11 protein-coding genes, 1 pseudogene and 1 riboswitch are annotated in these 13,451 nt (G+C 35.3%); of the genes and pseudogenes, 5 read left to right on the top strand and 7 right to left on the bottom strand.

Annotation, left to right across the window (positions count from 1 at the left end):
• Window positions 1-19: 19 nt before the first annotated feature.
• The 4 genes from proC (at window position 20) to MHH42_RS01075 (ending at window position 5,716) form a co-directional block, all read left to right on the top strand.
• Window positions 20-823: a pyrroline-5-carboxylate reductase gene (gene proC, locus MHH42_RS01090; RefSeq protein ID WP_000956243.1), complete on the top strand. Its 804-nt coding sequence runs from the start codon at window positions 20-22 to the stop codon at window positions 821-823.
• A 1-nt stretch (window position 824) separates the two neighbouring features.
• Window positions 825-1,658 carry an aldo/keto reductase gene (locus MHH42_RS01085; RefSeq protein WP_016107378.1) on the top strand — a complete coding sequence of 278 codons (834 nt, stop codon included), beginning with the start codon at window positions 825-827 and terminating at the stop codon, window positions 1,656-1,658.
• Between the two features lie 154 nt (window positions 1,659-1,812).
• Window positions 1,813-1,917, top strand: a riboswitch (SAM riboswitch).
• 133 nt (window positions 1,918-2,050) lie between these two features.
• Window positions 2,051-3,691: a peptide ABC transporter substrate-binding protein gene (locus MHH42_RS01080; protein WP_098179053.1), complete on the top strand. Its 1,641-nt coding sequence runs from the start codon at window positions 2,051-2,053 to the stop codon at window positions 3,689-3,691.
• Window positions 3,692-4,075: 384 nt separating this feature from the next.
• Window positions 4,076-5,716 carry a peptide ABC transporter substrate-binding protein gene (locus tag MHH42_RS01075; RefSeq protein ID WP_340892711.1) on the top strand — a complete coding sequence of 547 codons (1,641 nt, stop codon included), beginning with the start codon at window positions 4,076-4,078 and terminating at the stop codon, window positions 5,714-5,716.
• A 6-nt stretch (window positions 5,717-5,722) separates the two neighbouring features.
• Here the strand turns inward: MHH42_RS01075 and MHH42_RS01070 are convergent.
• The 3 genes and pseudogenes from MHH42_RS01070 to MHH42_RS01060 form a co-directional block, all read right to left on the bottom strand.
• Window positions 5,723-6,000: pseudogene (locus MHH42_RS01070) on the bottom strand (hypothetical protein).
• A complete protein-coding gene (locus MHH42_RS01065) occupies window positions 5,994-6,185 on the bottom strand; it encodes a hypothetical protein (protein WP_000942528.1) in 192 nt (63 codons plus the stop codon). Before MHH42_RS01065 ends, MHH42_RS01070 begins: the two are co-directional and overlap by 7 nt.
• Before the next feature lie 16 nt (window positions 6,186-6,201).
• Window positions 6,202-7,104, bottom strand: coding sequence for a helix-turn-helix transcriptional regulator (locus MHH42_RS01060; protein WP_000544207.1), 903 nt, complete (start codon window positions 7,102-7,104; stop codon window positions 6,202-6,204).
• Between the two features lie 173 nt (window positions 7,105-7,277).
• Here MHH42_RS01060 and MHH42_RS01055 point away from each other — a divergent pair, with 173 nt between their 5' ends.
• Complete coding sequence (locus tag MHH42_RS01055; RefSeq protein ID WP_001221551.1) at window positions 7,278-7,745, top strand: YusW family protein; 468 nt, start codon at window positions 7,278-7,280, stop codon at window positions 7,743-7,745.
• 47 nt (window positions 7,746-7,792) lie between these two features.
• On the opposite strand, the gene MHH42_RS01050 is transcribed toward MHH42_RS01055, so the two are convergent.
• The 4 genes from MHH42_RS01050 to MHH42_RS01035 form a co-directional block, all read right to left on the bottom strand.
• Window positions 7,793-8,296 carry a hypothetical protein gene (locus MHH42_RS01050; protein WP_000756534.1) on the bottom strand — a complete coding sequence of 168 codons (504 nt, stop codon included), beginning with the start codon at window positions 8,294-8,296 and terminating at the stop codon, window positions 7,793-7,795.
• Between the two features lie 273 nt (window positions 8,297-8,569).
• On the bottom strand, window positions 8,570-10,144 hold the full coding sequence (locus tag MHH42_RS01045) for an LPXTG cell wall anchor domain-containing protein (protein ID WP_070174035.1): 1,575 nt from the start codon (window positions 10,142-10,144) through the stop codon (window positions 8,570-8,572).
• A 191-nt stretch (window positions 10,145-10,335) separates the two neighbouring features.
• Window positions 10,336-11,595, bottom strand: coding sequence for a multidrug effflux MFS transporter (locus tag MHH42_RS01040; protein ID WP_000416909.1), 1,260 nt, complete (start codon window positions 11,593-11,595; stop codon window positions 10,336-10,338).
• A 118-nt stretch (window positions 11,596-11,713) separates the two neighbouring features.
• A complete protein-coding gene (locus MHH42_RS01035; RefSeq protein WP_000670917.1) occupies window positions 11,714-13,432 on the bottom strand; it encodes a DUF3981 domain-containing protein in 1,719 nt (572 codons plus the stop codon).
• Window positions 13,433-13,451: the final 19 nt, after the last annotated feature.

Raw genomic sequence — 13,451 nt, 5'->3', positions numbered from 1 at the left:
CTAGAAGGGAATAAAGGATATGCTTACTAAACATCGAATTTTATTTATTGGTGCCGGTCGTATGGCAGAAGCTATCTTCTCCGGGTTACTTAAAACGAGTAAAGAATATATCGAAGAAATTATCGTTTCCAACCGAAGCAACATAGAAAAACTAGAACAATTACAAGGGCGATATAATGTGTCCATCACTACAGACTGGAAGCAGCATATTACATCCGTTGATACGATTGTTTTAGCAATGCCACCAGCTGCACATGAACAGTTATTACAGGAGTTATCTCCTCTTCTAACTGAGCAATTCGTTGTGACCGTTGCTGCCGGAATTGGACCATCTTATTTAGAAAAACGGCTTCCTCAAGGGACACCTGTTGCCTGGATTATGCCAAATACAGCTGCCGAAATCGGAAAGTCCATCTCCTTATATACGACGGGACATTCCGTAGGTGAAACGCATCAAGAAACGCTACAACTCCTTTTAAAAGGTATTGGTACCTCACAGTTTTGTACTGAAGAGGAAGTTCATCAACTTACCGCCATTACTGGTAGTGCACCTGCTTTTCTCTATCACTTTGCTGAAGGTTTAATTGAAGCGACGAAAAACTATGGAATTGATGAGAAAACGGCAAACCACCTTGTCATTCAAATGATTGCTGGTTCTGCCGCTATGCTCCAACAAAACGAAGATCCAGCTATGCTCCGAGAACAAGTAACAACACCAGGAGGTTCAACTGCTGAAGGCTTAAAAGTTCTATATGAAAATAATTTTTCAGAAGTCATTCAACAAGCAGTTGAAGCAACAAATAAAAAAGCTAGGGGGAAATAATATGAATTTAACAAGTTTAAAAGACTATACAACATTACATAATGGTGTAAAAATGCCTTGGTTCGGTTTAGGTGTGTTTAAAGTAGAGGACGGATCAGAAGTAATTGATTCTGTAAAAGCAGCTATTAAAAACGGATACCGCAGCATCGATACTGCAGCAATCTATCAAAATGAAGAAGGCGTTGGTCAAGCAATTCGCGAATCTGATATTCCTCGTGAAGAGCTATTTATCACTTCAAAAGTATGGAATAGCGATCAAGGTTATGAAACAACAATTCAAGCATTTGAAACTACATTAGAGAAATTAGGCCTAGAATATTTAGATTTATATTTAGTACATTGGCCTGTAAAAGAGAAATATACTGAATCATGGAAAGCGTTAGAAAAGCTTTATAAAGATGGTCGTGTTCGTGCTATCGGTGTGAGTAATTTCCACATTCACCACTTACAAGACGTATTTGAAATTGCTGAAATTAAGCCAATGGTCAACCAAGTGGAATACCACCCTCGTTTAGCACAAGAAGAATTACATGCTTTCTGTAAAGAACATAACATCCAGCTCGAGGCTTGGTCACCATTAATGCAAGGGCAACTACTGGATCATCCAAAATTACAAGAAATTGCGACAAAATATAGTAAATCAACTGCACAAGTTATTTTACGCTGGGATTTACAAAATGAAGTTGTAACGATTCCTAAATCAATTAAAGAGCACCGCATTATTGAAAATGCAAACATCTTCGATTTTGAATTAAGCTCGGATGATATGAAAGCAATTCAAGCTTTGAACGAAAATCATCGCGTCGGTCCAGATCCAGATAACTTTAACTTCTAGTAGAAAAACCACTGCCATGTGCAGTGGTTTTTTTCACTTTAAAAAAACTGAAAATTTAAACTATGTTTCATTTGATTGACACTTCATTATCCAAGGTGTAAGATTTTGAATTATCAAAGAAACACAAAAATTAATAAAATTCATTCGTTTACTCATTGTATCAAGAGAGGTGGAGGGACTGGCCCTTTGAAACCTCGGCAGCAGGTTCATTTTGAATACTGTGCCACTTCCTGCAAGCTTTATGCTTGAAAGATAGAATGAGGGACTTCGTTTATATACGGGTACATAACTTGTATGTGAAAATCCCTCTTTCTCAATCAGAAAAGAGGGATTTTTTTATTTTTCATTTCCCTCATCATCATCCAAACTTAATTATTTAGGAGGAAAATCAAATGAAAAAGAAGTTTGTACCCGGTATCGCATCAGTTGTAGGAGTAAGTATTTTATTAACTGGTTGCGGTAGTTATAAAAACGAAGCTAGCGGAGCAAATGCAAAAGACGAGGCATCTAGTAAACAGGTTTTAAACTTATCTTCACCTTCTGAAATACGAACAATGGATACAGCTCGTGCTACAGATACTGATTCCGGTCAAGTAATGAGAAACGTATTTGAAGGTTTGTATAATCTTGGTGAAGGTAACAAACCTGTCCCTGGCGTTGCAAAATCCCATGAAGTAAGTGGCGATAAAACGAAGTACACATTCCATTTACGAGATTCAAAATGGTCAAACGGTACTCCTGTTACAGCGAAAGATTTCGTCTTCGCCTGGCAAAGAGCTGTTGATCCAGCAACAGCCTCTGAATATGCATTTTTATTCTTTGATATTAAAAACGCAAAACAAATTAACAACAAAGAGCTTCCAGCCGATCAACTTGGTGTAAAAGCAGTTGATGACCATACGTTTGAGGTAGAATTAGAGCGTCCTGTTCCGTACTTTATTAGCTTAACGGCGTTCCCAACATTTCTACCAATTAGCGAGGAATTCTTTAAAACACAAGGTGATAAGTACGCTTTAGAAGATAATACAATTTTGTATAACGGAGCTTTTACACTAAGTGATTGGAAGCATGAACAAAGCTTTAAATTTAAGAAAAACCCTACCTACTGGGATAAAGATACTGTCAAAATCGAAGAAATCAATTTCAACATCGTAAAAGAAAAATCAACAGAAGTAAATTTATTCGAATCTAAACAATTAGACCGTATAAAACTAACATCTGACTTCGTTGATAAATATAAAAAGGATGCTAATTTTAAAGAACGTCCGAACGTAGGGGTACAATTTTTACGTATGAATCAACAAAACAAAGTACTTCAAAACGTTTCTGCACGCCAAGCAATTGATCAAACGATTGATCGAAAGTCCTTTGTCAATACGTTATTAAATGATGGCTCTACACCAACCTTTGGTCTTGTGCCAAAAAACTTTGCAAAAGGTCCTGATGGAAAAGACTTCCGTGCTACAAACGGCGATTTAACAAAAGTTGATACGAAATCTGCACAAGAATTATGGAAAAAGGCAAAAAAAGAACTAGGTTCTGAAAAGATAACATTAGAATTATTAACAAGTGACGGTGACCTTGAGAAGAAGACTGGTGAGTTTCTAAAAGGTCAATTAGAAAAGAATTTAGAGGGCTTAACAGTAAATATAAAACCGCAACCACGTAAACAACAAGTTTCACTCTTATTAAAAGGTGACTACGAAATCGGAATTGATGGTTGGAGCCCTGACTTTGCTGATCCAATTACATTCCTTGAATTGTTTACAACGAATAACCCTTACAACTTAGATCATTACTCTAATAAAGAGTTCGACGAAGCAATTGAAAAGGTGAAAACTACTTTAGCTGGTGATGAAAAAGCCCGCTTTGATGCATTACTAGCATCAGAGAAAATATTATTTAAAGACTCTGTTATTGCTCCTCTTTACCAAAAAGGCGAATCTTATTTAGAGAAATCTTATGTGAAAGGCATTGTACAAGTTGACTTTGCAGGTCAATTAAACTTCAAATGGGCAAAAATTGAAAAATAAAGTGAAACTTTAAACAACGTATTTCCACCAACTCCCATTGTTTTTTTGACAAAATATATTAAAAGTAGATTCCTTAATATGAGTGAATCTACTTTTTTAATATATTATTCCAAGAAATTAACGCTTTGTTTTTATTATTGACATATAGTTCTTTCTGGTGTTAATATTCTAAATAATCAAAGAAACGAAATATTTAACCATCAAAATATAATGTCTACTATGTTGAAACATATAACGATACATTATAGTTCAACATGTATATACATATAGAACACATGATTACCTATAAACAAATATTTATACTAGGTTTTATCTCTTTCTATAGCTACTTCAAGACATGGACATTATGACGTTATGAACAACACATTTAGGGAGGAACGAACAATGAAGAAAAAAGTTGTACCTGTTGTTGCATCTGTTTTAGGGGCAAGTCTACTACTAACTGCTTGTGGGGGAAATAAAAATAATGCAAGCGGAGCAAAAGCAAACGATAAAGCACCTGATAAACAAGCAATTAACTTATCATTTGCTTCAGAAATTCCAACAATGGATGTTGCAAAAGCAACGGATGGGGAATCCATGAACGTAATGCGAAATGTTTTTGAAGGTTTATATGCAATGGGCGAAGATAATAAACCAATTCCTGGTGTCGCTGAGTCGGTTGACGTTAGTCCTGATAAAACAAAATATACATTCCATCTTCGTGATTCGAAATGGTCAAACGGTACTCCTGTTACAGCAAAAGACTTCGCCTTCGCTTGGCAACGTGCTGTAAATCCTGAAACAGCTGCCGAATACGCATTCTTATTCTTCGATATAAAGAATGCAAAACAAATAAATCAAAAACAATTACCACTTGATCAATTAGGTGTCAAAGCCCTTGATGACAAAACTTTAGAAGTACAACTAGACCGTCCTGTTCCCTACTTCTTAAGCTTAACGACATTTGCAACATTCTTACCAATTAATGAAGATTACTTAAAATCGCAAGGTGATAAATACGGTTTAGAAACAAATCATTTAATCTACAACGGTGCTTTCACATTAGATAACTGGAAGCACGAACAAGGCTTCCAATTAAAGAAGAATCCTAACTATTGGGATGCTAAAACAGTAAAATTAGAAGAAATCAACTTCAATGTCGTTAAAGATAAGTCTACAGAAGTTAACTTATATGATTCAGGACAAATTGACCGTGTTGCTTTAACTGCGGAGTTTGTTGATAAATATAAGGGCGATCCAAACTTCAAAGAACGTGCTGAAGTCGGCATTCAATTTTTACGACTCAATCAAAAAAATGAAGTATTAAAAAATCAACATGCACGCCTTGCTATTAACGGCGCAATGAATAAAAAAGCATACGTAGAAACAATTTTAAATAACGGTGCTGTTCCAGCTGAAGGAATGGTTCCTGCGAAATTTGCAAAGAGCCCAGAGGGCACTGACTTCCGCAAAGAAAACGGAAACCTAGTCAAAGATGATGTGAAATCAGCGAAAGAAAACTGGAAAAAAGCGAAGCAAGAACTTAGTACTGACAAAGTAACACTTGAACTATTAACAAGTGATAATGCTTTAGCTAAAAAGACTGGCGAATATTTAAAAGGTGAACTGGAAAAGAATCTAGATGGATTAACAGTGAATTTAAAGCCACAACCACGTAAACAACAGTTGAAATTACTATTAAGTGGTGATTATGAAACCGGAATTGATGGCTGGGGTCCTGACTTCGCTGATCCTATTACATTCTTAGATTTATTCACAACAGATAGTGCTTATAACTTTGATAAATACTCTAACAAAGAGTACGACGAGCTAATTCATAAAGTGAAAACAGATTTAGCTGGCGATGAAAAAGCACGCTGGGAAGCAATGAAACAAGCTGAAAAAATCTTATTACAAGATGGCGCTGTCGCTCCTTTGTACCAACAAGGTCGCTCTTACTTACAACGCTCTTTCATTAAAGGACTTGTAACAACTGACTTCGGCGGTGAATTTAACTACAAGTGGGCAGAAGTTGCAAAATAATAAGTACTAATAAAAAGGTATCCAATTGAAGGATACCTTTTTACTGTGTACTTCATTAATTACAAGGTCTCTTCCCTTTATCATTTCTTTTATACCTATAGTGAGCCCCGCTACTAATTGTGTAACTAGTCTAATAAATAATAATGAGATAATATTTTCTCTAAATTAACTCCGGCAAATATTATTTTGTAATAGCCATTCGCTACGCATGTTGCGGGAAATAATCCCACATACAGGAATAAACATTTGTGTTAAAGAAATGCGAAGAAGACTATTGTCAACAATCCTCTTTCCCATCTTTTTGTATTGAACTAAAACTCATAATAAATATAAATGCAAATATCAAATATGTTTTCCACGTCAAAGAAGGTATATGCCCTGACCAAAGATAGCTAATTAAATAGTTAATTCCCATAATACAAGATGACGCTACTAAACTAATACTTATTAGTTTTACATATTGGAGCATACATTTTCTCCTTACCTCATTCTTTTTCCATTTCTTCAAATTGCAGGTTCATTGGCTCTTCTAGAAGAGTTTCATAAAAACTTTCTGCCAAATCCGTTACAGGAATTTTTCCATCCACCTCATCAAATCGAATACTATCTAGCCAGACACAACCTTCTCCTGATAATAAAACACCAAATGCAATACCAAGTGCTTCTTCTTTTATATCTAGTACAACCGAGTACGATTGCCAGTTATTCGTATTTTTAATTGGACGATTTTGCATGTTATCCATAGCAATCGGCTCCGTATTTTTTCCATCTACTCGCATCCACAATCCTGCCCAATCTTTTACATTCTCACTCTTAATAAATGCTGTTAAACGTAATCTCTTACCTACATAGTTATCCGCTCGAAACATTTGCATTAATGTTGAAAATCCTCCGTGCGTAACGTTCTCTTTTGCTTTTATATATGCAGATACTTTTCCTTGATGGGCAATTTCGTAATCTAAACCCATCTCATATTCAGCGGGATGACTTCCACTTAATACCCATCCTTTCGGTATACCTTTTTCCATTGAAATCCCCTCTCTTTCTATATAAAATGACTGGAAATACTTTCGATATTTTTTTGGTGGTAATTGAAACATTCTTTTAAAAGCTCTAGTAAATGCCTCTTGTGAGGAAAAACCGTATTGCACTGCAATATTAATGACTGCTCTTTCAGTCGATACCAAATCTTGTGCAGCATGAGTTAATCTTCTCTTACGAACATAATCCGTTACACTCATCCCAACATATCTTTGAAAGATGCGATGAAAATGGTACATCGATACTGCACTGTGAGATGCCACTCTTTCTGTTGTAAGCTCCTCATGTAAGTGATTCTCTATATATTCAATTGATTTTTTTATTATCTCTTTATATTCTTCATGCATTTTAGTCCCTCCCTCACAACTTCAATTTACCATATACATACAAATCGTTTTTGATTTAAATTGCGGATTAGCCCTTATGACTGCAGGATAATAATTTATTTTCAACACATACATAATTACATGTTTTTGGGAAAAACTTGTATAGAACGAATTTACATAAGGAGGAATTTATAATGAGAATTCTACTATCAGTTTTATTAGCTCTTATGCTAGTACCTGCATTAACAGGATGTAAAGCTCCTGCAAAAGAAGACACAACTTCTAATAAAAAGACGACTGAAGAAGCAAAAAATGAGGCTCCTGCAGATTTAAAACTAAACTTCAATGAATTCGATTTAAAGGCAGACTACCAAGATACAAAGAAAGACTACGAAGCAGACTATAAAAATGTAGCAGCTGATAAGAAAATGGAAGCAAAAATTGAAGATCATAAAGCAGATGTAAAATTAACAGGAGACGAGGCTATCACAAAATTAAGCCCACTTCTACAAGAATTAAAATTTGATAAAGATACTGCTGACCAAGAAGTAATCGATCAAGTAGTGAACGTGTTCAAACTTGATAAAGACTATCAAAAATTCGATTTAGAAGTTGTCTTCTCTGATGGAACGAAAAAAGAATATAAACGAGAAATAAAATAAAGAAGTAGGCGGTAGTAAGAGGAAAAAATAACCTTGCATGTGCAAGGTTATTTTTTCGTTTCTGTTTGAAAACGTTTATAGTATGTCGATGCTGTTGCAAAATTAATTTCTATATCACGAATTAATGATGAATCTTCTTCTTTAGCTAACTTCTGTAATTTTTTCATCGCTTGTTCCGATTCATTCAAGAAACCAACATATACCTCATGTTCTTGCTCTTTCGACTTCGGAACATGAATTTCTTTACGTATATTATCAATATCTTCTAACATGCTCGTTGTTACTTTTTGCACATCTTCTTTATATGCAGCATTCGTTATTTCCTTACCGCCCTTTTCCTTTGCCACTTCAAATAACTGCAGTGCTTTATTGATTTCTTTATTCATTTTTATATCATATTTTTCATGTACTGCGCTGTATTCTTTCATTTCTTCTGTTTGTTCTGTAGATTGCTCTACCTTCTCTTTCGGTTCTTTCGTATCTTTATTTCCATTACATCCCGCTAGAAGAATCATACTTCCCATTACAGCAATACCCAAAACCTTCTTCATCTCTTTTTCTCCTTTTATCTACATCTACTTCTATCTATAGTTTCTTTTATCTCCACTTGTTATTATACCGAGAACGCCCTACTTTTTACACTTAAGAGGATACCTTAATATATATACCAACATTTTTGTCACAGTATCGTCACTTTATGCAAATAACTTTTGCATCACCTTGCTACAACACGATACAAAAACTGTAAGCATAATAAAAAGACCCAGTAATAACTTTACCAGGTTTTTTTAAACGGAAAATTTACTATGTATCTTTACCGTTTCTTATTTATTCACATTCATACGACTACGCTTATATACGAGAACACTTCCCGCCAGCATAACAACACCCACTAATGTAAGTAAATTATCAGTTTGTGAAGCACCTGTTTTTGGTAAAGAGACTTTATCACTCACTTTTACTGGTGTTGGCGTTACTGGTGTCGGTGTAACTTGATTTGGTTTATTAATTACTTGATTTGAATTTGGTCCTTTTGTATTAGGTGTATTATTTCCAGTTCCTTTCTCTCCACCATTATTATTTCCTACTGTATTTTTATCATCTTGTTTTTTACAGTCTTTATTTTCTATTTTTTCAATCGCTACTTGTTTCTTTACAGTTTGATCTCCACGTTTTGCAGTAAACGTAACTTTTAGATCTTTTAAATCTTTAACTGTTTCACCAACAATTTGGAAGTACAATACAGATCCTTCTCCTGCTATCATTGCTTGTACTGGGATTGTCGCTGTATTTCCGTTCCATTTAATATCTAGATTCATTGCCCCTTCATGAAGCCCTTCTTGTAAAGAAGCATCTTTTAAATAATCAGGAATTTCCGCTTGCTTATAATAATCAGGAATTGTTAATTTAATATCTTTTGGAACATCAATTTCCACATCAAATCCCTTTAATTCCTCAATTGTTAAATTCTGAGTTGTTAATAAGAAATCTAGCGTAAATTGATTTTCCTTTAAATTTGGTACACATGTTGTTGCCTTTACTTTCCCATCAAAACGTATATCTTTGTTCATTTCTGAGAAGTCAATATTGGCACTTCCTGTAATTTTTCCAAGCGGCTCATATTCATTATTCGTATGATCAATTAAATATAATTCAATATCTTTACTTACTTTTTCACCTGCTACATTGCCAAGAACAGGAATCTTAATATTTTTTGTAACTGTTTTGCCTGCATCCATTTCTGGCAATTGAATTGCAATCGCCTCAGAACCGTCCTCAAGTTCTACTCCATGGACATCTTTAAAATCTCCATCTAATCCCTTTGGTATAGCTATACCTAGATAAAGATCACTTGCTTTTTCCTTAGAATTATTTGTTACAGATACTGTTATATCTAATACATAATGATTTTCTTTAGAATTCCATTTCGCTTTCCCTACTACATTCCCACTAAAATTAGATACATCTATTGCCTCCTCTTCATCTACTTTTGAAGAAGATGGCGCTAACGGTTTATTAGTCACCGGCTCTGACGGTGTTACCGGTTTTGCAGGTGTTACATTTTTTGGTCCTACATTCTCTTTCTTTTGCTCTTGTTTATTTTCTTCTACTAGTTCCAGTTTCTTTTCTACATTAGGTTTTGGTTCTTTTATTTCTTTTTTTTCTTCCGGCTTTATTGTCTGCCCTATTTCTTTAGAAACTTCTTTATTTCCTTGATTCTGATCTTTCTTTTGTTCTAATTCTTTTAATTTCGCATCTTTATTCTCAGTTCCAGCTTCCTTATCTACTTTTTCCACATTTCCTTGTTTCACATTATTACCTTCCGGTGCCGCTAACGCTACAACAGGAGATAAAGCTAAAAGCGATACAAGAGTTATTGCACTTACCTTTTTAAACATAAAAAATATTCCTCCCCTATTATTGATACCATTCTATTATCTGTACCATCCTATACTCTTTAGAGAATATAAGACAGGCCCAATATCCATTATAAGTAAATAATAAACTGAAAACAATAAAATTACAGAATAATCGGATTTATAATCCTAAAATAAAAAGCAATGACAAAGTGTCATCGCTTTTTACTTTTCTATACTTCTATATTTGACCCTTTTTGCAAATCAAATTGTTTTTCACTTCGTTTCGCCATAAATAGGTAACATAACACGGCTCCCACTTCACAAAGCGCAATAACAATACCCATCGGCAATGCCGTATTACTTCCACCAATACCTACTAATGGTGCAACAAGTGCCCCTGAAATAAACTGTAATAAGCCTAGTAAAGCTGATGCTGTTCCTGCCGCTTGTTTTTGATTTCTCATTGCTAACGAGAAGCCGGTTGTCGATACAACCCCAACACTTGATACAACAAGGAATAACGAGCATAAAACACCAATGAAACCTATTCCTAATACAATTGTAAGTAGTAGAGATAAGCCACCAACAGCGGCGATAATAATACCGGAAACAAATAATGTTTTCTCATTCACTTTTCCTGCTAAACGACCAGTAACTTGGCTGGCAATAATAATACCGATACCGTTAATCGCAAAGAATAAACTAAACTGCTGTGGTGATGCCCCGTATATATTTTGCAACACAAATGGTGATCCCGAAATGTAGGCAAACATTGCCGCTGTTACTAATCCTTGTGACAATGCATATCCCATAAACAAGCGATCTTTCAGAAGCTTTCCGTATGTCGCCAATGTTCCTGACAAACCACCTGTCTCTCTTTCTTCAGGAGGTAATGTTTCACGTAATACGAAAGTAGCCGAGATTAACATAAATACACTAATTGCTCCAAGAACGATAAAGACACCACGCCACGTTGTAAACTGTAATAATTGCCCCCCGATAATCGGGGCCAAAATAGGTGCTGCTCCGTTTACTAACATAAGTAGTGAGAAAAACTTCGTCATTTCAGAACCTGAGTACATATCTCTTACCATTGCACGGGATATAACGATACCAGCAGAGCCCGAAGCGCCTTGTAAGAAACGTAAAAGCACTAAAGTCCAAATAGACGGTGCTACAGCACAAAGTAATGAAGAAGCAACATAAATAATAAGAGCAATAATAAGAGGTTTGCGCCTTCCGTAAATATCACTAATTGAACCGACAAATAATTGTCCTACTGAAAGCCCAAGTAAACATGCTGTCAACGTAAGCTGCGCAAGGGATGCACCCGTTTGTAAATCATCCGTTAATTTCGGTAACGAAGGCAAATACATATCAATAGATAACGGCCCAATCGCCGTAAGTGTTCCTAATACAAGAATCATCCATAACCTGTTCATCTTTACAGGTTTATATATTTCGTGATTAACTTCATTCACTTTTTCCATTCACCCTTTCGTATTCATACTGAATCGTAACAATTATAGTTACAACATAAACATACGTCAAGTATAGCGCATTTTCCTCTTTCATAATGTAAAAAAAAGCGATAGAAATTCTATCGCTTTACTTTTTCAAGTTGCTATTTGTAAATTTAGATACGGAAGACATCGCCTCTCCTGTATCTAAGTATGTGATTTGAATTGGATCTCCCACTTCTGTAAACATAGCATATGGGAATTTTTTCGCAGGTATCATAAATACTTTTTGTTCATTTTCTAACAGTACATACACAATTGTATTTTCACCTGATTTTTCTTTATATACTCGCTGTACAATACCTTCTTTTTGCGCTTCTTTTCCACTCGAAGTTGGTCTAAATGAATCTCCACTCCCGCTTAGCGCATTTTTATAATTTTCAAGAGCTTCTTTTTGCGTCGAACCTGTTGCAAATATTTTTGCATTAGAAGCATAGATGACAGTATGGGCACGTACTAATCCCCCGTCATCAATAACAGGTACAATCCAAGAAGGTTTACCGTACACGTTATAAATAACCGGCATCGTTCCATGCCATTTCTCTCTTTTAAAGGAATTATCCACCACTTCTGAAGCAGCTGAACCATCCATAATTCCCTTTACTTCTTTTCCGTTATAGTAATACAACTTACCTGTACGTGCATCAATAAGTGAATAACCTAACGCAGAATCTACTCCTTCTTTTGGAGAGGTGAAATCAGTAAAGTAATATAGCGTTCCATCCTTACCGAAGATTGGTGTCACTCCTTCTTTCGTCCCCCACTCAGTCGGAATCTTCATATCAGTTTGCGAGAATTTTGTATTCCAAAATCCGTGAATATATTTACCGAAATACGTATTTAATGTAGATGCGGTCTCATGATTCAATACACCATCAACAAATTTAGGTGCCTTTCCTTTATCATATCTTTTCACTTCACCTGTTTGTGCATCTACTACAACAACACCCTCTACCTCAAATCCAGATCTCCCTGAAATAAATTCACCATATGTCATTGTATAATAAGGTTTCCCTTTATCATCAACTTCAAATTTAGGTTTCCCTTTAAAGATTAAATTTGGTTCGGATTTTCGTACGACACGCTCTAAATTATTCCCGAAAAACATGCTTGGCACGTATTTCATCTTATAACCGAGATGCAGTTTCGCTTCGGCATCAGGGTTCGTACCTGACATCGTTACGTACCCTGGAATTGTTTCAGCTTTACGTGCTTTAAAAAATCCTGAAACTTCAATCGGCGCTACATATAAAGCCTCACCGTTTACCATTTGTGGCGTTAATTCTCCTAGCTCAAAATAAGCTACTTTCGGAATATCCCCAAATACTTTTTTCATCTTATTCTCCGCTGTCTTTGGCGGCACTGTAAACGGCTGATCATTTTCAGTAAATGGCTCTGAAATATCTTTCTCTACCTTAACAACAGAATCATATTTCTTTTGCGTGATTACTATATCGTGCAAATAACCAAAATAGCCGTAACTTGCAAGTAAAACAAACATTAGAAGACCTTTTAATGTACCTTCTAATTTCCCTATCTGATCTTGTGAAAATAAAACAAGCCCAATTAAAATTGCTACTGCAACAGAATAATGAGTAAGAATCGAATCTGCTCGATCATCAATTAGCCAAAAATATTCATAGATTGCAATACCTATCCAAAATAAAACAGGAATAACTAAAATGGATGATTTCTTACCCTTTACAACCTTCTCATCCCCCTTCTTATCCACTGCTCGAAGTTTACTACCGCTTCTTGTCCATGGAATCAAAAACAAAGTGAGAATAGCTAAAACTAAAAATTTCATCAAAGGCAATGTCCCCTTT

Source organism: Bacillus sp. FSL L8-0099 (genome assembly GCF_038006385.1).
Lineage (GTDB): Bacteria > Bacillota > Bacilli > Bacillales > Bacillaceae_G > Bacillus_A > Bacillus_A toyonensis.
This window is presented reverse-complemented; position numbering and strand designations above follow the sequence as displayed.